General features: G+C 54.4%; 19 protein-coding genes. 17 read left to right on the top strand and 2 right to left on the bottom strand.

The features are described 5' to 3' along the window. Positions 1-21: 21 nt before the first annotated feature. Positions 22-747 carry an SDR family oxidoreductase gene (locus MUU47_RS09060; RefSeq protein ID WP_258987853.1) on the bottom strand — a complete coding sequence of 242 codons (726 nt, stop codon included), beginning with the start codon at positions 745-747 and terminating at the stop codon, positions 22-24. Between the two features lie 194 nt (positions 748-941). Here MUU47_RS09060 and MUU47_RS09055 point away from each other — a divergent pair, with 194 nt between their 5' ends. The 3 genes from MUU47_RS09055 (at position 942) to dbpA (ending at position 4,849) form a co-directional block, all read left to right on the top strand. Then, positions 942-1,724: an IclR family transcriptional regulator gene (locus MUU47_RS09055; RefSeq protein WP_258987852.1), complete on the top strand. Its 783-nt coding sequence runs from the start codon at positions 942-944 to the stop codon at positions 1,722-1,724. A 233-nt stretch (positions 1,725-1,957) separates the two neighbouring features. Next, complete coding sequence (locus MUU47_RS09050) at positions 1,958-3,289, top strand: MFS transporter (RefSeq protein WP_258987851.1); 1,332 nt, start codon at positions 1,958-1,960, stop codon at positions 3,287-3,289. A 186-nt stretch (positions 3,290-3,475) separates the two neighbouring features. Beyond that, positions 3,476-4,849: an ATP-dependent RNA helicase DbpA gene (dbpA, locus tag MUU47_RS09045; protein ID WP_258988176.1), complete on the top strand. Its 1,374-nt coding sequence runs from the start codon at positions 3,476-3,478 to the stop codon at positions 4,847-4,849. 175 nt (positions 4,850-5,024) lie between these two features. Here dbpA and MUU47_RS09040 read toward each other — a convergent pair whose 3' ends face one another. Beyond that, a complete protein-coding gene (locus MUU47_RS09040; RefSeq protein WP_258987849.1) occupies positions 5,025-5,543 on the bottom strand; it encodes an Hcp family type VI secretion system effector in 519 nt (172 codons plus the stop codon). A 625-nt stretch (positions 5,544-6,168) separates the two neighbouring features. On the opposite strand from MUU47_RS09040, the gene tssB reads away from it, so the two are divergent. Genes tssB through tssM form a run of 14 tightly spaced genes read left to right on the top strand, consistent with a single transcriptional unit; the run spans position 6,169 to position 24,419 of the window. After that, on the top strand, positions 6,169-6,666 hold the full coding sequence (tssB, locus tag MUU47_RS09035; RefSeq protein WP_258987845.1) for a type VI secretion system contractile sheath small subunit: 498 nt from the start codon (positions 6,169-6,171) through the stop codon (positions 6,664-6,666). Between the two features lie 27 nt (positions 6,667-6,693). Then, positions 6,694-8,172, top strand: a complete 1,479-nt coding sequence (gene tssC / locus MUU47_RS09030) for a type VI secretion system contractile sheath large subunit (protein WP_258987844.1) — start codon at positions 6,694-6,696, stop codon at positions 8,170-8,172. A 6-nt stretch (positions 8,173-8,178) separates the two neighbouring features. Next, positions 8,179-8,616 (top strand): type VI secretion system baseplate subunit TssE, encoded by a 438-nt coding sequence (gene tssE / locus MUU47_RS09025; RefSeq protein WP_258987843.1) that lies wholly within the window; start codon positions 8,179-8,181, stop codon positions 8,614-8,616. Continuing rightward, positions 8,616-10,415: a type VI secretion system baseplate subunit TssF gene (tssF, locus tag MUU47_RS09020; protein ID WP_258987842.1), complete on the top strand. Its 1,800-nt coding sequence runs from the start codon at positions 8,616-8,618 to the stop codon at positions 10,413-10,415. The genes tssE and tssF overlap by 1 nt, the downstream gene beginning before the upstream one ends. Next, complete coding sequence (gene tssG, locus MUU47_RS09015; RefSeq protein ID WP_258987841.1) at positions 10,379-11,428, top strand: type VI secretion system baseplate subunit TssG; 1,050 nt, start codon at positions 10,379-10,381, stop codon at positions 11,426-11,428. The genes tssF and tssG overlap by 37 nt, the downstream gene beginning before the upstream one ends. 20 nt (positions 11,429-11,448) lie before the next feature. Beyond that, positions 11,449-12,744, top strand: a complete 1,296-nt coding sequence (gene tagH / locus MUU47_RS09010) for a type VI secretion system-associated FHA domain protein TagH (RefSeq protein WP_258987839.1) — start codon at positions 11,449-11,451, stop codon at positions 12,742-12,744. After that, positions 12,744-13,286, top strand: a complete 543-nt coding sequence (gene tssJ / locus MUU47_RS09005) for a type VI secretion system lipoprotein TssJ (protein WP_374684745.1) — start codon at positions 12,744-12,746, stop codon at positions 13,284-13,286. The genes tagH and tssJ overlap by 1 nt, the downstream gene beginning before the upstream one ends. Positions 13,287-13,288: 2 nt before the next feature. Further along, a complete protein-coding gene (gene tssK, locus MUU47_RS09000; protein WP_258987837.1) occupies positions 13,289-14,635 on the top strand; it encodes a type VI secretion system baseplate subunit TssK in 1,347 nt (448 codons plus the stop codon). Then, positions 14,635-15,417 (top strand): type IVB secretion system protein IcmH/DotU, encoded by a 783-nt coding sequence (gene icmH / locus MUU47_RS08995; protein ID WP_258987836.1) that lies wholly within the window; start codon positions 14,635-14,637, stop codon positions 15,415-15,417. The genes tssK and icmH overlap by 1 nt, the downstream gene beginning before the upstream one ends. Beyond that, on the top strand, positions 15,414-18,014 hold the full coding sequence (gene tssH / locus MUU47_RS08990) for a type VI secretion system ATPase TssH (protein ID WP_258987835.1): 2,601 nt from the start codon (positions 15,414-15,416) through the stop codon (positions 18,012-18,014). Before icmH ends, tssH begins: the two co-directional genes overlap by 4 nt. Then, a complete protein-coding gene (locus MUU47_RS08985) occupies positions 18,011-18,817 on the top strand; it encodes a helix-turn-helix domain-containing protein (protein WP_258987834.1) in 807 nt (268 codons plus the stop codon). Before tssH ends, MUU47_RS08985 begins: the two co-directional genes overlap by 4 nt. Beyond that, positions 18,814-19,485, top strand: a complete 672-nt coding sequence (gene vasI / locus MUU47_RS08980) for a type VI secretion system-associated protein VasI (RefSeq protein WP_258987833.1) — start codon at positions 18,814-18,816, stop codon at positions 19,483-19,485. The genes MUU47_RS08985 and vasI overlap by 4 nt, the downstream gene beginning before the upstream one ends. A gap of 4 nt (positions 19,486-19,489) precedes the next feature. Beyond that, positions 19,490-20,872 carry a type VI secretion system protein TssA gene (gene tssA, locus MUU47_RS08975; RefSeq protein ID WP_258987832.1) on the top strand — a complete coding sequence of 461 codons (1,383 nt, stop codon included), beginning with the start codon at positions 19,490-19,492 and terminating at the stop codon, positions 20,870-20,872. Positions 20,873-20,897: 25 nt separating this feature from the next. Beyond that, positions 20,898-24,419: a type VI secretion system membrane subunit TssM gene (gene tssM, locus MUU47_RS08970; protein WP_258987830.1), complete on the top strand. Its 3,522-nt coding sequence runs from the start codon at positions 20,898-20,900 to the stop codon at positions 24,417-24,419. The last annotated feature ends 2 nt before the right edge of the window (positions 24,420-24,421 follow it).

The following is a 24,421-nucleotide window of genomic DNA, read 5'->3' as shown; positions in this document are numbered from 1 at the left end:
GCTCCTTTGAGCATGAAAATCTCAGGCAGACCAGCCGCCGTCGATGTTATGAATGTGTCCGGTGGTGAAGGTGGCGTTGCTGAGATACAGCACCAGATCGGCGATTTCGTCCGGCTTGCCAATGCGTCCCATCGGCTGGCGGCGAATGAAGTCGGCGCGTGCCGCATCATAGTCGCCGGTATCGCTAAGACGCTGCTGGAGTGACGGCGTTTCAACTGTGCCAGGGCAGATGGCGTTGCAGCGAACCCCTTGGGTGATATAGTCCGCCGCAACGGATTTCGTCAGACCAATGACCGCCGCTTTACTGATGCTGTAGGCACAGCGGTTCGGCACGCTTTTCACGCTAGAGGCCACCGAAGACATATTGATAATGCAGCCGTCGCGACGCGCTAACATCCCCGGCAGAACCGCCTGAATCAGGTGAACCTGTGACATCACATTAAGCTGCCAGGCCTGATTTAAGTGTTCATCGCTGACGGTCAGTACATCGCCGCTATGCACAATCCCCGCGCAGTTGAACAGCACATCAATAGCGGTTTGTCTGGTGATGAAATCGTGAATTTCTGCCGCATTGGTCACGTCGAGGCGTGCGGTGCGAACATTCTCAACACGCGACAGCGCGTCGAGTTTTTCTTCATTGATATCGGTGGCAATCACCTTAAACCCGGCGTTTGCCATCCTGAGCGCGGTGGTGTGGCCAATGCCTTGTGCGGCGGCAGTGATCAAAATGGTCTTCTGCTGCGTCATGTTTTTCTCCGGTGGTGAACAAGCGGTTTGTTAATACACTGTAAACATCTGACTGTTTAATTCAAATATGAATTTATAATTTATATATGCACGTCACATTTCATCTTGTGCACCTGTCATGGCAAATGCCTCAGAAGTGCTAAGATGTGACGACGAAAAACAACGTGTTACTAACGTACAGGCATGAGGAAGGTATGGCGCAAAACAAGCCTGAAGGGGAATCGGTCGAAGATCGTTACCGCGCACCGGCTCTGGACAAAGGTCTGGATATTCTTGAGAAACTGGCCGAACTGGAAGAAGGGCTTTCGCAGGCAGAAATCGCAGCCGCGTTAGAACGTAAGCCCAATGAAATTTATCGCATGCTCGACAGACTGGTGAAGCGCGGTTACGTGGTGCGCACCAGCGTCGATCAGTACCAGCTTTCCCTGAAGCTGTTCGAGTTGGCGCATCGTCAGTCACCGATGCGGCGACTGGTGGTTCAGTCGATTCCTCATCTGCGAACTTTCGCTGAAGCGGCCCAGCAGGGCTGCCACATTGCGCTGTATGAACGCGGCGGACTGACGGCAATTGCTCAAGTCGATGCACCTGGATACTGGGGTTTTGGTATTCGCGTTGGGGCACGTTTCGCGTTGCGAGATTCCAGTTCCGGACATGTCCTGTTGGCGTTTGCTTCTCCACAGGATCAGCAATTTATGCTGCAACAGAGCGAACAAACGGATGGCACCCTCAACGTGGCGATGCATAAAAAGCTGGCCCAAATCCGCGAGCAGGGGTACGAAATTATGCCGAGCTTGCAGGTTGAAGGCGTCTACAACATCGCCGTGCCATTATTAAACAGCGGTGGACAGGCTATAGCGGCACTGGCGTGCCCGTGGGTTAAGCATCTGGATCATATGAATAATCCTTCCCGTGATGCAGTACTTCAACTGCTATTCGCCACCGCGGAAAACATTCGTAGCGGCGGTGTAGACGCGTAGTCTGCACTGAAGCTTTCTCCTAAGCGGCCACTCTGGCCGCTTATTTTTTATCCTGATTTTGCGAACCAGCTCCCTCTTTGCTGATACGGAAGATGGCTGAATGTGATCTTCATATATAAATCTAAAATTTACTTTTGAATAATTGTGCATTCGCAAATACATTCCAATAACACGAAAGAAACACAACAATAACGTAATGCTTGGCAACATCTGCCTCTGTACAGGAGAAGACCATGCAGCAAAAAGCAACACCAGGGTTAAGAAAGGCCGTTACGGCGTCAGTAGTCGGAACCATCATTGAGTGGTTCGACTACGCGTTGTACGGCGCCGCCGCAGGATTAATCATTAATAAAATATTCTTCCCCGATCTCTCGGAAGTTGCTGGCGTGTTGGCAGCCTTTGCAACATTCGCAGTGGGCTTTTTTGTTCGCCCGCTGGGTGGCGTGGTCATTTCCCATATTGGCGATCGCTATGGACGTAAGCCCGCGCTGGTATTTTCCATTACCTTAATGGGTATCGGGACGGTCGCTATCGGGTTGCTGCCTGGTTACCAGGAAATAGGTCTGATGGCGCCTGTACTGCTGGTGATCATGCGGATGGCGCAGGGATTTGGTGCCGGAGCCGAATATGCCGGAGCACTGACGCTGCTGTATGAATACTCGCCCAAGCATCAGCGTGGTTTTTATACCGCCCTGTTGCAATCAGCCACGGTGATTGGGATTATCTTTGCCAGTCTGGCCTTCTGGGGCGTATCCCTGATGCCAGCGGATATGATGATTAGCTGGGGCTGGCGCGTGCCGTTTATTTCGTCAGCGGTGCTGTTCGTGATCGCCATATACATTCGCCGTCACCTGGATGAAACGCCGGAATATGTTCAGGCCATGAAGCAGGCAGATCAGGAGAAGAAAGCGCATAAACTGCCGCTGAAAGTTGTCCTGACCCGCTATCCACGTGAGCTGTTCTGGAGCTTCCTGATGATGTCGGGCCACAACGCCAACGTCTATATTCTCAGTGCCTTCAGCATCAGCTACATGACCAACACCTTGCATCTGTCGAAAACTACCGCGCTGAGCGCGCTCTTTATTTCGGCCTGGTGTGCGGTTATCAGTGCGCCCATTATGGGCTGGCTGGCGGATAAATATAATCCGGCAAAGATTTATGCCGCTGCCGCGCTGTTTACCGTGGTCTATGCCTTCCCATTGTTCATGTTTATCGACAGCGGCAATTTGTTGATTATCACGCTCGGCATGTCGGTGGCGTTCATCATCAGCTATGGGGCAATGGCCGGACCGCAAGGGCTTCTTCTGGCGCGCGTCTTCCCGACGCAATACCGTTATTCCGGAATAAGCGTGGCCCGAGAAATGAACGGCATGTTGGTAGCAGGGCCTACGCCGCTGATCAGCGCCTTCCTGGTTGAAATGGCCGGCGGTAAACCGACCTACGTGGCGGTATTTCTTGGCATCTGCTGTGCACTGAGCGCCTTTGCGGTCTACAAACTGATGTCTATGCAAGCGGCAAAACAGGCGCAATCGGCGACATCACAGCCTGACGTGGTCGAAGGGTAATCCGCGCGTCGCGCGTGAGAACAACGCGACACGCGCTACACACATCAAATGAACGTATAACCCCCCGGGCGGGAAGCTGTCATTTCCCGCCCGAAAAACTCCCGCCGTGACCCCCAGCAATGATATGATTACGCCCCTGTACGTCAGCCGCAGGCTGATACCGATATCTTTACCGGAATAATGACCGTGACCTCTTTTGCTGAATTAAACGCGCTTCCTGCAGAACAACTCGAGAATCTCAATGAGCTGGGCTATCTGACTATGACCCCGGTGCAGGCGGCGGCGTTACCGGCCATTCTTGCGGGGAAAGACGTCCGCGCTCAGGCGAAAACCGGCAGCGGAAAAACGGCGGCGTTTGGCCTGGGTTTGCTGCAACACATTGATGCCAGCCAGTTTATGACTCAGTCGCTGGTGCTGTGCCCAACGCGTGAGCTGGCCGACCAGGTCGCCAAAGAACTGCGTCGTCTGGCACGCTACATGCCGAATATCAAAGTTCTGACCCTGTGCGGCGGTCTGCCGTTCAGCGTTCAGCGCGACTCCCTGATCCACGCCCCACATATCATTGTGGCAACGCCGGGCCGTCTGCTCGATCACCTGAAAAAAGAGACCGTCAGCCTCGAAGCCCTGCAAACGCTGGTGCTGGACGAAGCTGACCGTATGCTGGATATGGGCTTCGCCGAGGCTATCGACGACGTCATCAGTCACGCTCCGGCTAAGCGGCAGACGCTGCTGTTTTCTGCCACCTGGCCGAGGGCCATTGCCGCCATCAGTACCCGTATTCAGCATGAGCCGCTGACGGTGGAAATTGGCACTGTCGATGAGCTGCCCGCCGTCGAACAGCAGTTCTACGAAGTGTCGCGCAACGGCAAAATCAGCCTGCTGCAAAAGCTGCTGAGCAAACATCAGCCCGCGTCCTGCGTGGTGTTCTGTAACACCAAAAAAGATTGCCAGGCGGTGTGTGACGCTTTAAGCGAAAGCAACCAGAGCGTGCTGGCCCTGCACGGCGACATGGAACAGCGCGACCGCGATCAGACGCTGGTGCGTTTTGCCAACGGCAGCAGCCGTGTGCTGGTAGCGACTGACGTCGCCGCTCGCGGGCTGGACATCAAAGCGCTGGAAATGGTGATTAACTTTGAGCTGGCGTGGGACCCGGAAGTGCACGTGCACCGCATCGGTCGTACCGCGCGTGCCGGGCAGAGCGGGCTGGCAATCAGCTTCTGTGCGCCAGATGAAGGCCAGCGTGCCGCCGCGCTGGAAGAAATGCTGAATATGAAGGTGCACTGGCAGCAGGCACCGACCAGCGTCACCATTACTACGCTGGAAGCTACCATGGCGACACTGTGCATCGATGGCGGTAAAAAGGCCAAAATGCGTCCGGGCGATATTCTTGGCGCATTGACCGGTGACATGGGCCTCGATGGCGCGGATATCGGCAAAATTGATATTCACCCGATCCACGCCTTTGTCGCGGTGAAACAGGGCGTGGCCCGCCATGCCTGGAAACAGCTCCAGCAGGGAAAAATCAAAGGCAAGTCCGTGAAGGTACGGTTGCTGAAATAATTTGCGGTTCTGCTAAATCTTGTATTTATGTTTACCGGGCCTGGACAATTGCTTTGATTCCGGCCCGGTGAACGTCTTCTATGACGTTGCATTTCGTAGAGCAGGGAGTTGACTTCTACGACGCTCACTCCCCACTCACGATTATTGGCTTTTCAGAGCCCGAAATGTAATGGTATTATGCTTCGATCGGAGCACGCCAGTCATCTGCACCGGAAGTTCCCGCCGTTGTATGCTCCCAGTTAATCTTACGATAAGCCAGAGAGACGCGAACCAACTGCGTAAACTCCGCCTTGGTGGCATCCTGGCAATGCGGCATTTTACAGTCGATATCGATAATAGTCGCATCTTCCAGTTTGGTGGTGAAGAAGTGCTCCTGCTTACCTTCAATGGAGGTGCGGTACCACTTCAGTACTACCGTTGGCAGCATTTCACCTGATGCTAATGCGTTGTACAGCAACGGCACGGCTTTGTTGTACGCCACGGTAAAACGGAACGGTTTATGGGCACGCTGGCCTGCGGGCTGACCCGACTGCGGGTCGGTTGGCACGGTGACAATATGCTCGAATTCCTGAACCAGCATTTCGTCTTCATGGCCTTGCACATAGATATTACCTACAGATTCAGCCGTAAATGCGCTGGCGGTAATATTACCCTGAGTTTTTCCTGTGATGGAAATATACGCGGGAGTTGGCATATTAGGTATCCTTGCTTTTAAGCTTTGTTTGATATGGAGCAATTTATGCGGACAAGTATCTTGCTCCGTTTGCTCTGCAGTCAGACCTGCAATCTGATAATGCCGGGGCACTATAAAGCGTTTTTTTAAGGTGTCCAAGTTACATGGAAAACAGGAATATCTTTTTTTTGTCTTTATGGTTTTTAAAATTATAATGTTTGCAAAAATAGATTTTTATTCTGGGGTTTCAGACCAGGTCACGAGCTAAGGTATTCATCAATACATTGGTAGTTTATTAAGTGATCTTCTAATTCTGTGTTTTTGAATGGTTAATTTGGATGGTGATAATTTATTTTAGTGATCGCTGTAAAATGTTTACGCGACCCTGAAAAGAGGGTTCCCAATGTTTACGAAAAATAGGTACGCTGGACTTTAATCCGGAAGTTTGTGAGGATATGTTAACTGGCATTACTGATGGGATAAGAATGCCTTCGTACGATGATGGTCCGGAATCGGATAGTATTGTGGCATTATTCATTTATTATTAGGGGTTGAGGTATAACTTCACATTATCTGAAGGCGTATTCTTGTATCTGAAACATAAATACTAATGACAACCCCTTATTGATACAAAAAAGGACGAATTATGAGTAAGAGTAATCAGAGTAGTGTTGCTCCGAAAGAAAGGATAAACATCAAATATGTACCCAATACTGGCGACCAGATCGCAGAAATTGAATTACCTCTAAATTTATTGGTAGTGGGCGATCTTAAAGGCGTTCGAGAAGATACTCCTATTGAAGAGCGTCAGGTTGTATCGATTAATAAAAACAACTTCAACGCTGTGATGAACGAAGCCAATATCAGCCTGGCGTTCAATGTCTCTAACCACCTGGACGGTGACAGCAAAGAAGAGATGCCCATCACTCTAGCCGTTAATTCTCTTGATGACTTTTCCCCGGATAACGTGGCGAAGAAAGTGCCAGAACTAAAAAAAATCCTCGAACTGCGCGAAGCGCTGGTGGCCCTGAAAGGGCCGCTGGGCAATATTCCTGCGTTCCGTTCGCGTCTACAGGATTTGTTAGGTAATGAAGCGTTGCGTGAGCAGTTGCTCAAAGAGTTGGACATGCTTAATCAAAAATAATTGTGCGTGATAAAGGGAATTCAACGTATGTCTTTACAAGAAGATTCAGTTTTCGTTCAGGGGCAGACCAGCCCAACGTATCTCCTCGACGAGATAATGTCTCAAACCCGTCTGATGCCGGGCAACGACGGTTACGACGTGGCGAAGCAGGGCGTTGCGGCCTTTATTGCCAGCATTCTCGATACTGGCGTCAACGAAGAGCCCATCAATAAGATTCTGGTTGACCGGATGATCGTTGAGCTGGACAAAAAGCTCAGCGTGCAGATGGATGAAATCCTTCACGCGCCGGTCTTCCGTGAAATCGAATCATCCTGGCGCTCGCTGAAGCTGCTGGTTGAGCGCACAGATTTCCGTGAAAACATCAAAATTAACATCATGCACGCGACGAAAGCCGAGCTGCTGGAAGACTTTGAATTTTCACCTGAAATCATCCAGTCCGGCTTCTACAAGCACGTTTACTCCTCCGGTTACGGCCAGTTTGGTGGCGAGCCAACGGCGGCCATCATCGGGAATTACGCCTTTAGCAATACTTCACCGGACATGAAGCTATTGCAGTATGTCAGCGCAGTCGGGGCCATGGCGCATTCACCGTTCCTGTCCAGCGTTGCACCCGATTTCTTCGGCATTGAGAGCTTTACCGAGCTCCCAGCCATCAAGGATATGCGCTCGGTTTTTGAAGGCCCGGTGCACACTAAGTGGCGAGCTTTGCGTGAGTCAGAAGACTCCCGTTACCTGGGGTTAACCACGCCGCGCTTCCTGCTGCGGTTACCGTATTCCACGGTTGAAAACCCGATCAAAAATTTCAATTATTACGAAGATGTCAGCAAAAACCATGAGCATTTCTTGTGGGGCAACACCGCCTTCTTGCTTGCTTCATGCTTGACAGACAGCTTCGCCAAATACCGCTGGTGCCCGAATATCATCGGTCCGCAAAGTGGCGGTGCGGTGCACGATCTGCCGGTCCATCTCTATGAAGCCATGGGACAGATTCAGGCCAAAATCCCCACGGAAGTGCTGATCACCGACCGCCGCGAGTTTGAACTCGCCGAAGAGGGATTTATCACGTTGACGATGCGCAAAGGCAGTGACAACGCGGCATTCTTCTCGGCCAACTCAGTGCAGAAACCTAAGGTCTTTCCCAATACCCGAGAAGGGAAAATGGCGGAAACCAACTACAAGCTGGGCACCCAGTTGCCGTATATGTTCATCATCAACCGCCTGGCACACTACATCAAAGTGTTGCAGCGTGAGCAGATTGGCTCCTGGAAAGAGCGTCAGGATCTGGAACGTGAGTTGAACAACTGGCTGAAGCAATATATCGCCGACCAGGAAAACCCGCCGACAGATGTTCGCAGCCGTCGTCCTTTACGTTCCGCGCAAATTCAGGTGCTGGAAGTTGAAGGGGATCCGGGGTGGTACCAAGTGGCGATGCAGGTTCGTCCGCACTTCAAATACATGGGGGCGAGCTTCGAGTTGTCATTGGTTGGCCGCCTGGATAAGGAATAACAAGGTATGGCTGCGCTACTTAACTGGGCTAGAGGGAGTTCTGCCAGCTTGTTTGAGCGCATACAGGGGGAGGGACGACCTTCCTCCCGTAGCCGCCTTTCCGGGTTGATACGCTCTATCCAGCAGCATTTAAATGAAGTTCTGAACTCGCGGCCCGGAGGGTGCCAGAGCGCTATCGGTCTTGGCGTAGTTGATTTTAACGATGCTACAGCAACCACCTCCGATTTCAGAACCAGCATCGAACGGGCTATTAAAGAGTGCATTGAGGGTTTTGAACCGCGCATTTCCGCCGTTACGGTTGAGTCGTTAATCAGCGATGCGGACCCGCTGCTGCTCAGCTTCCATATCAGCGCCTGCGTCGATTTCGACAATATTGGTGATGTGGTCGAATTTAATATCCAGTTGGACAACAACCGTCGTTACTGCTTTAGCCAGGATGTCTAATGTCGTTCGAAAAATATTTCAGGGATGAGCTGGATTACCTCCGGCAACTAGGCCGTGATGCTGCCGTCGAGCGGCCTCATCTCGCCGCTTTTTTATCTGAGCAGGGTTCAGATCCGGACGTTGAGCGTCTGCTGGAAGGCTTTGCTTTTTTAACGGGCAACCTGCGTGAGAAAATTGATGACCAGTTCCCGGAACTAACCCACGGCTTACTAAACATGCTCTGGCCAAACTATTTACGGCCCATTCCCAGCATGACGATTATCGAATATACGCCGGACGACAACGTGGTTACCCAGGCCACGCTGATAAACCGTGGTATTAAGGTGCTGAGCGTGCCGGTCGTTCCACAAGAAGATACGGATGCTCGCGGGCTGCAGTGTACCTTCAGGCTGTGCCGCGATCTCTGGCTGTTCCCGATGGCTATCAGTAATATTTCGGCCAACAACAGCAATGAGCACGGAATACTGCGCGTCGATTTTGCCTCGAAAGCTGAACTGAATATGCAGGATCTGCAGTTGGGCAAACTGCGCTTTTATTTGAGCGAAGATTATTACACCAGTACCCAGCTTTATTTCTGGATCAGCCATTACTTCGAACGAGCAGAATTAGTCGTGAATGGCGCCATTATCCCAATGCCCGACTTTGATTTTACGCCGGTGGGCTTTGCGCGTGAAGACGCGCTATTGCCGTACACCAAAAACGCCTATATGGGCTATCGCATCCTTCAGGAGTATTTTTGCTTTCCGGAAGGCTTCCTCTTCTTTGATGTGACGGGTGTCGTTGATTTACCACCACAGCTTAATGCCCGTGAATTTACGCTGAATTTCTATTTCTCGCAGGCGCTGCCGCCTGAGGTAAAAGTCCGTTCGACCACGCTACGCCTGAACTGCACGCCAGCGGTGAACCTCTTCGAGCATGACAGTGAAGCCATTGTGCTGGACGGAACTCAAGCGGAATACCCACTGCGCGTCAGTTATCCCAATGCGGATCACTTCGATATTTTCTCCGTGGATAGCGTAGACAGCTGGCTGGATGAAACCGGCGGCATGCCGGGGCACTCAAGCGGGCGGGGGAGATCATTTACCTCTTTTGAAAGCTTCCACCATCAGGTTGAACATACCCAGTCACGGGACGCGCTCTACTATCGATTGCGGGTCAAGAACGGTTTGTTCCATAAAGGATTTGATCACTTTATTTCCTTCGTACGCAGCGACGAATCCAGCGTGGTGATGAAGGGCGAAAACATCTCTATTGGTCTGACGTGTACCAACCGGGAATTGCCTTTGCTGCTTCGGGTGGGGGATATCAACCAGATAACAAAAGGCAGCCCATCGTTTGCCACTTTTCGCAATATTACCCGGCCCTCGGTGCCGCTCTACCCAGTGGTAGACGGCAGCCTGCACTGGTCGCTGCTCTCCAATATGTCTCTGAATTACATGTCGTTGCTGGATAAAGATGCCCTGAAGCAGATTTTGCATACTTATGATTTTCCGAGTATGCACAACCGGCAGTCTGCCAGGGCTTCACAACGGAGGCTGGACGCCATTGAGCGCATCGAAACACAACCCATTGACCGCCTGTTCCGTGGGCTGCCCGTCAGGGGATTACAGACCACGTTGTGGCTGGAGCAAAGTGCATTCAACTCGGAGGGGGAACTTTATCTCTTCAGCACAGTGTTGGCACATTTCTTCTCGCTCTACGCCAGCGTCAATGCGTTCCATCTCTTAAAAGTTACCAATCTTGATAATCAGGAATGTTACGAATGGCCAGTACAAACGGGGCAGCACGCACTGATGTAGGGCTGGAGCAGGGGACTCCGCTCGCCGCGGGGCTGGATGTAACACGTTACAACTTCTTTCAGTTGGTCGAGCTTCTCCACCAATTGGCGGTAGCGTGGGAAAAACCCTCCCATGCCCAAGACCCGGGGCAGGAGGCGATTCGTTTTAAATCCTCCGCGAGCCTGGCTTTCCCCACTCGCGACATCATTGCGTTGCACACCTCGGCGCGTAACCAGTTTGAGTTGGAGGTCTCGTTCCTTGGGCTGCATGGCAGCCAGTCGCCGCTGCCGGGATATTACCTGGACTCGCTGGCCTGGGAGGATGCGCAAAACGAAAACCGGCTGACGGATTTCATGAACGTATTCAACCACCGCCTGCTGACGCTGCTGCATCAGATCTGGCGCAAGTACCGCTACTACATTTGCTTCGACAATGGAAACGACCCCTTCTCCCAGCGGATGTTTGCCTTGGTGGGGCTGGGCAGCACGGCAATCCGCAACAAGTTGCAAATTAACCACGAAAAAATGCTCGCCTATGCTGGCCTGTTGGCAAGCCCGGGGCGAGCTCCGGAGGTGATTTGCAGTCTGGTTTCCCACTGCTTCAACCTCGAGGACGTCACGCTTCACAGCTGGCAGTTGCGCAAGGTCAGCATTGCCCCGGAACAGCAGAACCGGTTGGGTAGCAGGGTGCGGGTGCGTGGTAATAAGTATCAGGAAAAGTCGGTGATGGGCGTCAATTTCTCTATTGGTGCCAGGGTGGCAGACCGTAGCGGCAAGTTCCTACTGTGCATTAACAAACTGACCCGCGAGCAGTTTTTATCGTTTTTACCTGATGGAGCCAACTATGCGCCGCTGGTGATGTTCGTGGCTTTCATTATGCGTGACCAGTTTGCGTGGGAATTACGTCTGGGGCTGGCAGAAAAGCAGGTAAGCGGCATGGTGCTGGGCACAGAGCAGAACAACCTGCTGGGCTGGACCAGTTTTCTGGGACAGCCCGAAGCGAAGCCGCACGTCACCATTAGCGTGATGGAATAACAATAAGGATTCAGTAACACATGGATAAACAGCAGCCAACGCTGTCATTACGGGTCATCAACAGCGACAAACTGGAAAGCGGCAAGCAGGCAAGCCACTTGTTTCACTTACAGGGCGGCACGGTTGGGAGCGACGTTAGCCATCCCTGGTCGATTCAGGATCAGAGCGGCAGCGTCCATGCCTCGGCGTTCGCCATAGAATGGCGTGACGGCGCTTTCTGCCTGCGGGTATTAAACGATGCGATCACCATTAACCAGTCCGTGCTGACGGTGAAATCAGGTTTCGTGCTACTGCAACAGGGAGATGAAATCGCCCTTAGCACCTTAACGTTCAAATGCCGTATCGCGTATTCAGACGCCGGGGCGGTCGACCCGCTCACCGTATCGCCGGACTCTCTGGTATCTAACTATAACAACCCACTGGAAGCGATGATGGAAGGCGGGGAGTCGCGTGTCGTCGTCAGCCAGCAGGAAGCCCGTCTGGCTTCTACCGTGGTTAACGGTTTCAGCAGCGATCCCCTGAGGGTGCTGGAAACCGAAAGCCTGACCACCCGGAACAACTTAACGGTGAGTTCGGATATCGACCAGCTCCTGCATCAGGGTAGGTACCGCAGCCCGCTTGCTGCCTCCCCGCTCTCGGATAGCAGCACAGCGATGGAACAGGAGTATGTCGACCTCCCCCATATCACGCCATACCGTGCGGTCCAGAACAGCGAACCGGACCACAAACTTGCTCCGCTTCATGTGGCAATTACCCCATTGATGCGCGGGTTTGATGCGCAGTTGCCGATCCGTAATAGCCAGGATGCAAATGACTTCCTGGAAGAAGCTGGAAAAACGCTCAAAGCGACAATTGAAGGGCTACTTGCCCTTCAGCGTAGCCAGCACGGCCTGCGGGACAAACATCTGCGGCCGCTGGAAGACAATCCGCTGCGGCTGAATATGGACTACGACACCACGCTAAGCCTGCTGTTTGCAGATGGCAAAAGTCCGGTTCACCTGGCGGCCCCTGCAGCGGTAGCAGAGAGCCTACACAATCTACGGTTGCACCATCAGGCTAATCAGCAAGCTATCACTCAGGCGCTCAACACCATGCTGGATGCATTCTCGCCGGAGCGTTTACTGACGCGCTTTACCCACTATCTACGCAGCAACGAACGCCAGGAACGAGACTCTGCCTGGGCGTGGGAAATGTACAAAAACTACTACCAGGAGTTGTCCTCCAGCCGCCAGCAGGGGTTTGAAAAACTGTTTGGCGAAGTCTACGCCCAGGCCTATGACCAGGCTCTGCGTCAGGGGATGAAAGACAGCGAATGATAAAACACACCAGAAACTACCGCCTGCTTTCGGTGCTGTGCCTGGCGTTATTACTGACGGGGTGCAGTGCATGGAAAGCGGTAAAAAAAGTCGGCGAAGTGATTATGGATCCAGATGTCCCTGTTGGGGTGCCAGCCGAACAACCTTCCACCGTGAGAATGGTGTTGCTGGCCGAACCTGACACCAATCCGAATACAGAGGGGGAGGCCACATCCGTTGAATTCGCCGTCATCTACCTGAGCGAAGACTCGAAGCTGCTTGCGGCGGATCACGACCAGCTCACCCCCGACACGCTGGAGAAGACCCTCGGCAAAAACTACCTTGACCACCAGGAATACACCCTTCTGGCGGACCAGTACAAAGCACTGTCCCCCATCACGCTTGAAGAGAAAACCCGCTACATCGGCGTGGTGGCCTGGTTTGCCGATGCGGAACACAGCGAGTGGAAGAAGGCTATAAAAATCAAAAGCATCGGGCAGCACTACCAGATTTTGATCCACATCAGGGCTAACGAGATCGAGCTAAGGGAAGAGGAAGAATAAGTATGCCAACGAAAAACAGGGTGATCTGGCGCGAAGGGTTGTTTATCAAACCCCAGCACTTTCAGCAACAGCAGCGGCACAATGACTATCAGCTGCATCAGCGTTTCACCACGATAAACAGCTATGGCTACGGTTTCCACTCGCTGGCCATCAACCAGGAGTTGTTAAAACTCGGACGCATTGGGGTGAGTGCCGCCAGCGGCAGCATGCCTGACGGCTCCATTTTTGAGATGCCTTATCAGGACAACTGTCCGAAACCGTTGGACGTGTTTAACTGTAACGACACCGCCAGCCGGGATATCTACCTGGCGCTGCCGATGCTCAACGACACCATCAACGAAGTCGTCGGCCAGCAGGGGCAGACTCAGAGCACTATTCGCTACCGCGAGCATCTTGATGATGTACGGGATCTGCATACTGACGGGGGCGATGTCAGTCAATTAGTGCTGGCGCAACTTACCCCGCGTCTGATGCAGGGGTCCGAAGATCTCAGTGCGTACTCCGCGCTGCCGTTGTGCCGTATCAAAGAAAAACGCCCGGACGGCGCGTTGATCCTGGATGAAGAATTTATTCCGACCTGCACTACGCTCAATGTCTCCGTCTCGCTCAAAAGCTTTATGGATGAAGTGGAGGGGACCTTGGTCGAGCGGGCCCGTCTGCTGGCTAAACGCATCGGCTCCCCAGGCCAGCAGGGCATTGCCGATGTCGCCGAATTTATGATGCTGCAGGTCTTTAACCGGATGCAACCGCTGTTTACCCATCTGGCGCATCAGACGGTTCTACATCCACAGCATTTCTATTGCCAATTGGTGCAGACTTGCGGTGAGCTGCGAACCTTTACCGATGAGGCGCGCATAGCGGGAGTCTTCCCGGTTTATAACCACGATAATCTCACCGATACCTTCCAGCCGCTGTTCCAGGCGCTGCGCCAGGTGCTGAGCACTGTCCTGACGCCGCGAGCGGTGTCCATCCAGCTGCATATGCAAGCGCATGGTATTCGCGTGGCGACGATCAACGACCGGGATCTCCTGCGCAGCGCCGATTTCGTGCTCGCTGTGCGAGCGCAGATCCCTCAAGAGCAGCTCCGCCGTCAGTTTGTGCAGCAAACTAAAATCACTACGCTTGAGAAAATCCGTGAGCTGGTCAGCGTGCAGCTCCCCGGAGTGCCGTTGGTGGCGCTTTCTGCGGCCCCACGCCAGCTGCCTTACCACTCTGGCTACACCTATTTCATGCTCGACAGGCAGAGTGCAGCCTGGAAAGAGATCCAGCAAAGCAACGCTATCGCTTTCCACGTCTCAGGCGAGTTCCCTGAACTGGACATGCAGTTTTGGGCCATCAGGAGTAGCTAATGAAAACGGATGCGGTCACTCACGACCTGCTGTTTGCGGCCCCGGATACGGTTGCCTCTTACCGGCAATACCAACTCCCGCTGCGTGGCGAAAGCCTGAATGCGATGGTCGATGCCGCCACGCCGTTGCTTGGCATGGTGTTGCGCCTTAAAGAGATGGAAAACCAGCCGTTGCCGGACAAGCTTTATCAGCAGGTGGTGGCGGATATTCGCGCCACCGAACAGTTCCTGCAAACCAAAGGCTACGAGCCGGGGGCCATCGTCTCGTTTCGCTATGTGCTCTGTACCTTTATTGATGAAACCGCACTGGGTCACGGCTGGAACTCGCAGAACGATTGGCTGCAGCAATCGTTGCTGGTGCATTTCCACAACGAAACCTGGGGTGGCGAGAAAGTCTACGTCCTGCTGGAGCGCTTAATGGGGGAGCCGAAGCGCTACCAGGATCTGCTGGAATTTATGTACCTCTGTTTCTGCCTGGGTTACCGCGGGCGCTACAAAGTAGCCCTGCGAAACAGCGATGAATTTGAACGCCTGTTTAGTCGTCTGCACCACCAACTCCACCCGCTGCGGGGAGATGCGCCTGCCACCGTGCTGCACCAAAAGCCGGGGCGTTTAGGTGGGCACTACCAACTGATCAGGCGACTGTCCATCAAACATGTTCTGTGGGGCGGGGTGGGGCTGCTGGTGGTGATTTACCTGTTTTACGCCCTCAATCTGCATGCCCAGAGCCAGGATATATTGCAGCAACTCAACAACTTATTGAGCAAGGAAAGCCCAAAATGATCCAGATTGATTTGCCTGTTCTGGTAAACCGCCTGCACCCGATTGCCCGCCATGCGCTGGAGGCCGCTGCGGCCCATTGCGTAAGCCAGCAGGAAGCGGAAATTACCGTCTCTCAGGTGTTACGCCAGATGATCGCTACCCCGTTGAGCGACGTGCGACTGATACTGAACCATGCCGGAGTTGAGCTCGATGAGTTACAGGATTTGCTCGATCAGCGCATCGCCAGCTACCAGACAGTGACGCAGGCGTACCCGAGTTTTTCACCCCTGCTAGTGGAATGGCTGCAGGACAGTTGGCTACTGGCGTCTACAGAGATGGAACACGGTCAACTGCGCAGCGGCGTAATGTTCCTGACGCTACTGCTCAGCCCGTTGCGCTATTTGACACCTGGCGCAAACCGCGCGCTGTCACCCGTAAACCGCGAACTGCTGCGGCTGAACTTTGCGCAGTGGACCAGCGACTCCGCCGAAATCCCTCCGGCTGAAATCGGGAACGGTACCGCTCCGGTTGCATTGGGCGGCGAAAGCCAACTGGCACGTTACGCCAGTAACATGACCGAACAGGCCCGTAGCGGCAAGCTCGACCCGGTGCTGTGCCGCGACACCGAAATCGACCTGATGATCGATATTCTCTGCCGCCGTCGCAAAAACAACCCGATTGTCGTCGGGGAGGCGGGAGTAGGGAAAAGTGCATTAATTGAAGGACTGGCGCTGCGGATTGTGGCGGACGAGGTGCCGCAGAAATTGCAGAACTGCGAGCTGATGACGCTGGATTTGGGGGCGCTACAGGCCGGTGCGGCAGTGAAAGGTGAATTCGAAAAACGCTTCAAAGGCATCATGGCCGAAATCGCCCAGTCCGCCACGCCGGTCATTTTGTTTATCGACGAAGCTCACACTCTCATAGGCGCGGGAAACCAGCAGGGTGGACTGGACATCTCCAACTTATTAAAGCCCGCCCTGGCCCGTGGCGAGCTGAAAACTATCGCCGCCACGACCTGGGGCGAATACAAAAAATACGTTGAAAAAGACGCCGCGCTTTCACGCCGCTTCCAGTTGGTCAACGTCTCTGAACCGAGCGCGGAAGAGGCGACGATCATCATGCGCGGCCTGCGCACACTCTATGAACAGGCGCACGGCGTACTGATAGACGACGAAGCACTCCAGGCCTCCGCCGTGTTAAGTGACCGCTATCTGTCTGGCCGCCAGTTACCGGATAAAGCTATTGATGTGCTGGATACTGCGTCGGCGCGGGTAGCAATTAACTTGACCTCTGCACCTCGCCAGGTTTCTGCGTTGCAAACGCAGTTACATCAGCAGGCGATGGAAATCCAGATCCTCGAGCGGGAGCAGCGGCTGAATCTCGGTCGCCCGGACGAGCGTTTAATTGAACTATGCCAGCAGCGAGAAGCCATTGAGCTGCAACTTGCTGAATTGAAGTCCAGCTGGGAAACCCAGCAGCGCCTGGTGCAGCAAATTATCGATCTCAGGTCGCAGTTACTGACGCAGGACGAGAGCGCCAGCGACGAACAGACGGCCAGACTGGCGGAGATGGGCATTGAGCTGGAAGCATTGCAACAGCACCAGATGCTCGTTTCGCCGCATGTGGATAAACACCAGATTGCGGCGGTGATTGCCGAGTGGACGGGCGTGCCGCTGAATCGTCTTTCACAAAGCGAACTGACGGTGGTCACGGAATTGCCGGACTATCTGGGGCAGCAGATCAAAGGCCAGAGCACGGCTATCCATTGCCTGCATCAACACCTGCTCACCGCACGGGCAGACCTGCGTCGGCCTGGCCGCCCGATGGGGGCTTTCCTGTTGGTTGGGCCAAGCGGCGTGGGAAAAACCGAAACGGTGCTGCAAATCGCCGACCTGCTGTACGGCGGCCGCCAGTACCTCACCACCATCAATATGTCGGAATTCCAGGAAAAACACACCGTTTCGCGCCTCATTGGCTCGCCGCCCGGCTACGTCGGCTACGGTGAAGGTGGCGTGCTGACTGAGGCTATTCGCCAGAAGCCTTATTCCGTGGTGCTGTTGGATGAAGTGGAAAAGGCGCACCCGGACGTGCTGAACTTGTTCTACCAGGCTTTCGACAAAGGTGAACTGGCAGACGGCGAAGGCCGGATTATCGACTGCAAAAATGTGGTGTTTTTCCTCACCTCCAATCTGGGCTACCAGACCATCGTTGATAACGCTGCGCAGCCGGAGCAAATCAACGCGTTGCTGTACCCGGAACTGGCTGCCTTCTTCAAACCCGCCTTGCTGGCCCGTATGGAAGTGGTGCCCTATCTGCCGCTGGATCGGGCCACGCTGCAAACCATTATCCATGGCAAGCTGAACCGACTGGATAACCTGTTGCGTCAGCGTTTCAACGCCGACGTGGTGATTGACCCGCAGGTCATCGACGAGATCCTGCTGCGCGCCACGCGTACGGAAAACGGTGCCCGAATGCTGGAGTCGATTATCGACGGTGCCTTACTGCCTCCGGTCTCTTTACTGTTGCTGCAAAAAATGGCGGCGGGTTCAACGATTCGCAGCATCAGGCTGTCAGTTGAGGGGAACGTGTTTACCGCACAGGTTGAGGAGGCGGCATGAGGCAGCGCCTTAAAAGCGTGCTGGCGCTACTGGATGACAACTCCATCGAGAAGCTGATCTACCGTTTTTTGGCGATAAAACACCACCGCCTGCGTTTCAGCACCCTGATGGTGGCGATGTTCAATGCCAACGAAAGACGGTTGGATTGCTATCTCCATCCCAATGAAAACAGCTACGAAACGGTGAACCTGAACATCAACATCAACATCGACGACATCAGCCACCCGCTGGTGCAGGTGCTGCGCAACGGTTCGCCGCTGGTCTGGGACTCATTGCAGCAGGGCGTACGCATTGAAGATAGCATTTTTCGCGAACTGGTTCAGGAGATGCCTGTGGGATGCGGGATGTACGCCTTGCCGCTGTTTGATCTACACGGACGAGCCTGTGGGGTCATTGCGATCATTGCCGAACGGATCGCCCGCTTTGCGGACCCCGACGGTATTTTTGGCGTTTACTGCTACGTCTTCCAGCATCGCCTGATCAAATTGCAAGAATCTGAGCAGCTCCGTATACAACTTAGCCAGATTCGCGCCTTGTTTGCCTCCCAGCAGCTGCGCGAAAAGCAAATGGATGAACTCCTTGCCACGCTTCATGAGGCTGAGGAATTCAGTACGTTGCCAGGACTTTCCCACGACTACAGCAAAATTGATGACCTGCCCGAAGCGGTCGAAGCTTTTGAAATCGCCATCCTGACCCAGCGCATGCGCGTTTACGGAAAAGACAAAAACCGCATTGCGGAAAGCCTGGGGATTGCGCCTCGTACGCTGGCTTACAAGTTGACGAAATACAGGTGTGAAGTATGAGCACATGGCTATTGATTACCGCACTGATTGCCCATGTTGGGCAGTGGCTTCCGACAGCGGAACAGGGGGTATCTCTGGATCCTGAACGGGAGATGACCGTCACGCAGAAACTGGCGAAGGTGACGCGCTGTCGTGAGGAAACGTCGCCACTGGTGCGGCTGGCGTGTTACGACCAGGCACTCTCCACTGCCACGGAAATCGCCATTAACCAGACCAGTAGCGGCCCGGCCTGGCATAAAGCGATGGATCAGGAAAAAGGACGCACCCGTCACTCAACCGCTTTTCTGGTGACGCAGGGTGCGGGCAATAACCCCACTGTTGTGATCACTACCCCTGCGATGGGTATTCCGCCGCCACGGCCAGTGCTGATGTTTAGCTGCATTGACAACATTACGCGTTTGCAAATTGCTATCACCACGCAGTCTAAAGACGGCTCGGTGAGACTCGCTGCCGACAAAGACCATTTCGCTGCCCAGTGGTTTTTACGTGAAAACGGCTACCTCCTGGAGTCCAGTCGGGGGTTGGCTGGCATCGACGAAATCAAACGTCTGATGCCCGCAAAAACGCTGACCATCGAGAGCGTGGAAGGGGGATTTCCTCGTCTGACGTTTAATATTGAGCAGTTGTCGGAGGTTGTGAAACCTCTGCGCAACGCCTGCCACTGGTAAGTTTATGGATATCTCGTCGCAACATCCCTGGCACGCATTACTCCTCACGCCGCTCACCTCGGAGCAGGTTGCACTGGCGCTGGCGGATGACGATCCGGAATGGGAATACCTCGATGGCCAGATGGTGAAACTGGGATCCCTGGCGCACAGCACCCTGGACCTGGACGACATACAGCGGCGGCTTATCGCGCTGCTGGTGCATAAAAGCAAAGACTTCCGCCTAATGGTCCACCTACTGCGCACCCTGCAACATGGCGGAGAACCGGAGCAACTGCTGCTGGCGATCTCACTATTGAGCGCGTGGATAGAGCATTTCTGGACTCACGCAGCCCCCGCCAACGTCATGCACAAACGCCGCTTTGCCCAGCAAATTCTCAAGCGGTTCGACAGCGCCAGTACCAGCTTCAGCCAGAAAACGGATGTCATCCAGCGGGATCTCGCCCAGAGCTTGCTGGCGCATCTGGCACAGCTCTGGCATGCCCATGAGCCCGTTCTGGCAAAAGAGGTGGACGCGTTGCGCAACCATTATGCGCGACTGCCGGAGAAAGTAATGGAAGCTGAACCTCGTGGCGAAGAACGTCCGCTGATGGGCGAAGCAGCGAATGCGCCAGTACCTGTTATCCCCAGCCTGACGGTGGATAACGCTAATGAAAAAGCATGGCGTCACAGCATTTTAAAAATGGCCGACATCCTCTGCCAGCTCCATCCGGATGTGGCGATGGGTTACCGTCTGCGCCGCTATGCCGTATGGGGAACCATCATTGCACTACCCATGGCACAAAGCGACGGACGCACGCCGCTGGCGGCTGTCTCCAGCGATCGCATTGCAGATTATCTCGCCCGTCTGCCTTATGCCGATTTGCCGCTTTGGCTGCAGGTGGAACAGAGCCTCACGCTTGTGCCTTACTGGCTGGATGGCCATGCGCTTTCCGCCCGCATTGCCGTAAAGCTTGGGTACGTCGCGGTGGCACAGGCCATCCAGGAAGAACTCACTGTTTTTCTGACCAGATTGCCCGGCCTGAGCACGCTGCACTTCGCTGACATGACACCGTTCCTCGCGCCAGAGACGGCGGCCTGGCTGCAACAGCACAAAGGCGAGGCACAGGACAACAGCACGCTCGAACAGGACGAAATCTGGCACTGCTATCAGCAGCAGGGGCTAGAGGCGGCGCTACAACGGCTGGAATGCCAGCCACAAAACGAACCCCGATCGCGCTTTTACAACCAGCTCATGGGGGCGCAACTGTTGGAAAAAGCAGGCTTAACGGCACTTGCCTGTCAGCAGTATCACAGCCTGATGCTGGTGGGGGAACAGTTGCAACTCAGGGAATGGGAACCCGCATTGATGACGTTACTGACAGAAAAACAACGGCAGTTAACACCGTGATAACCAGGGAACAGGAGTAGTACACATGAAATTGCCGTCTTTTATTCGCATCGTGAAACCCGCGCTTCCACGCTTTAAAGCGTCGATCCCGCTGGTGATGTTTCTGCTGGCCTGCGGCACGCTTGCCTGGGTCTGGATCTACGGCCCCCAGTGGAAAGTCGCTGAATACCATCCTTTAGAGACGCTGCTCAGCCGCTGGCTGGTGACTGCCTTACTCGTGCTCCTGGGTGTCTGCTGGTTGACCGTGAAATTTATGGCCCGTGTGCAGCATCTGGAAAAGCTGCAGCTGCAGCTGACAAAGCACCATGACGACCCGATAAGTGCGGACGTGGCACAGCAAAACCACTACCTCAGCAGTTGGAAGCACCAACTTCACCGTCAGCTCGGCACCCCGTCGTACCTGTATCGCTTGCCCTGGTACATGGTGATTGGCGGCAGAAAAAGCGGCAAAACGACGTTTATTCGTGAAGGCTATAAGCTCAATGACATTACGGCACAGGATCAAAGCCGTATGGAGAACGCCGAAGAGCTACGGGTGCGCTGCTGGCTGGGTGAGCAGGCGGTTATCATTGACCCGGCAGGGGAGTGTATCGAGCAGCCGGTGTGTGATGTCCCGGACAAAGCCCTGCTCAATCGCTGCCTGTGGAAGAGCCTTCTGGAGTGGCTGCTGACGGAGCGTGCTCGCCAGCCGCTCAACGGCATCATTCTGACTGTCGATCTGCACCCGTTACTGACCGCAAATAAAATCCAGCGCGAGACGTACATCACTGACATTCACCAGCGTCTGCTGGAGGTGCAACTCAGCCTGCACATCCAGGTACCGCTGTACGTCGTGTTCACCAAAATGGATCTGCTCTTTGGCTTTGGTGCGATGTACCAGACGCTGACCAAAACCCAGCGCGATGCGATACTGGGCGTCACGTTCAGCATGGATGCCTCCGCCTGGCGTGAAGAGTTACGCCAGTTCTGGCAACAGTGGATCACTCAGCTCAACAACGCGATGCCGGACATGATGCTGCAAAGCGTCGAGGCCGGGCAGCGCAGCCAGCTCTTCAGTTTTACCCGCCAGATGCAGGGGTTATACGATGCGGTGCTACAACTGCTGGAAGGGATCTTGTACAGCGGTGACCACAGCCACCCGCTTCTGCGCGGTGTGTACCTGACGTCCTCGCAGCAGCGCGGGCAAATGGACGATGTGTTTACCCAGTCTGCTGCCGTGCAATATCACCTGGCACCGCAAGCCTTTCCGACCTGGCCGGTGGCAGATACCTCGCCTTATTTCTCCAGAAGTTTGTTCAGCAAAGTCCTGCTGGCGGAGCCCAATCTCGCCACGGAAAATAGCCTGTGGTTGCAGCGTTCACAAAAGCGCATGCTGATTTGCTCCGGCGTTGGCACGCTCGTGGCGGTGACCCTGTGGGGCTACTGGCAGTATTACTACCAGCGCAATTACCACGCCGGGCAGGAGGTCTTAAGCCAGGCGAAAAACTTCCTCTCGGTGGATATGCCTGCAGGGGAAGATCGCTACGGCAATCTACAACTCCCGCTGCTCAACCCGGTGCGTGACGCAACGCTGGCTTATGGCGACTACCGGGAACGTAGCCTGTTCGCGGACATGGGGCTGTATCAGGGTAACGATGTTGGCCCGTATGTGGAAAACACCTATCTGCAACTGCTGCAACAGCGCTTTGTGCCGGCCCTCATGAGCGGCCTGCTTGAACAGCTCAATGCCGCCCCTTCGGGTAGCGAGCAGAAGCTCGAAATCCTGCGCATCATGCGCATGCTGGAAGACGGCGGCGGACGCAACATCCCGTGGGTGGAGCAGTACATGAGCACGCTGTGGAGCCAGAAATTCAATGGCCAGCGGGCGCTGCAGCAGCAACTGATGAGCCACCTGGACTACGCCCTGAAACACACGGACTGGCATCAGTCCCGTGAGCTGGGGGACCAATACGCCATCAAGAGCTTTGTACCGTATGCCGACCCCATCCATGCTGCCCAGCGCGAGCTGAGCAAACTGTCAATTTATCAGCGCGTTTACCAGAACCTGCGTATTAAAGCCCAAGAGTCACTGCCGCCCGCGCTGAATCTGCGCGACCAGATTGGCGCAGGGTTTGACGATGTGTTTGTGCCTAATGATGAAGAGTTGCTGACGGTGCCGACATTCCTTACGCGCAAAGGGCTGCAAAACTACTTCGTGAAGCAAAACGATCAGTTTATTGAACTGACCGTGATGGACAGTTGGGTGCTGAACCTGACCAAAAACGTTGAATACAGCGAGGCTGACCGCAAAGAGATCCAGCGACAGGTCACCGAACAGTACATCGGTGACTACAACGCCACCTGGCGGGCCGCCATGAACAACCTGTCGGTAGGCGAGTTTGAGGATCTGCAACAGGCCATCAACGCCATTGAGCAGGTGATCAGCGGCGAACAGCCGTTCCGCCGCGCGTTGCAGACGCTCAGTGACAACACGCGTTTACCCGCCGTTCCTGACACGCTGGCCGGGAAAGAGCGGGAGAAATTCCTTTCGCAACCCGACTATACCTTACTGCTGCGTATTAACCGCGAGTTCGACCCCGAAACCAGCGTGCTCGTAGAAAACGGCGACAAAGGCAGCGTGCTGCAAAGTGTTTACCAGAAGCTGACTGAACTGCACCGCTATCTGCTGGCTATTCAGAACTCGCCGGTGCCGGGCAAAGCGGCATTGAAGGCCGTACAGCTGCGGCTCGACCAGAACAATAGCGACCCGATCTTTGACGTTCAGCAACTGGCGAAGAACCTGCCGGAGCCGCTGAATCGTTGGGTTGGAGATCTGGCAGATCAGGCGTGGCGCGTGGTGATGAAAGAGGCGATCAGCTATCTGGAGGTGGAATGGAACGGCACCATCGTCAAGCAGTACCAGACCTATCTGGCTGGGCGTTATCCGTTCGATCCGCAAGCGAAAGAGGATGTTCCGCTCAGCGAATTCGAACGCTTCTTCGGGCCGAAAGGCACGCTGGAAACCTTCTACCAGAGCAACCTGAAACCGTTTGTTGAAAACAACCTGACGGCAGACAGCGACGGGCAGCTCCTGATCCGGGAAGACGTACTGGAACAGCTCGAGCTGGCGAAGAAAATCCGGGAAACCTTTTTCTCAACCCAGAGTGGCCCTGGCGTGCAATTTGCTCTCGAGCCGGTGACCCTGAGCGGCAACAAACGACGCAGCATTCTGAACCTGGACGGGCAACTGCTGGATTACGCCCACGGCCCAAGCAACCGGGCACACCTGGTGTGGCCAAACTCCATGCGCACCGGCGTGGAAAGCAAGCTGACCCTGGTACCGAATGAGAACGATAAATCCCCAAGAAGCCTGAGCTTTACCGGCCCGTGGGCACAACTGAGGCTAATCAACTCTGGTGAGCTGACCAGCGTTAACAGCAGCAGCTTTGATGTGCGCTTCAGGGTGGATGGCGGTGACATGACCTACCGCGTTTATGTGGATGAGTCTGACAACCCGTTTGCGGGCGGCCTGTTCAGCCACTTCAGTCTGCCGGATACGCTCTATTAAGG

Source organism: Scandinavium hiltneri (genome assembly GCF_024764835.1).
GTDB lineage: Bacteria > Pseudomonadota > Gammaproteobacteria > Enterobacterales > Enterobacteriaceae > Scandinavium > Scandinavium hiltneri.
The sequence above is the reverse complement of the archived record's forward strand: the minus strand, read 5'-3'. Positions and strand labels throughout refer to the sequence as shown.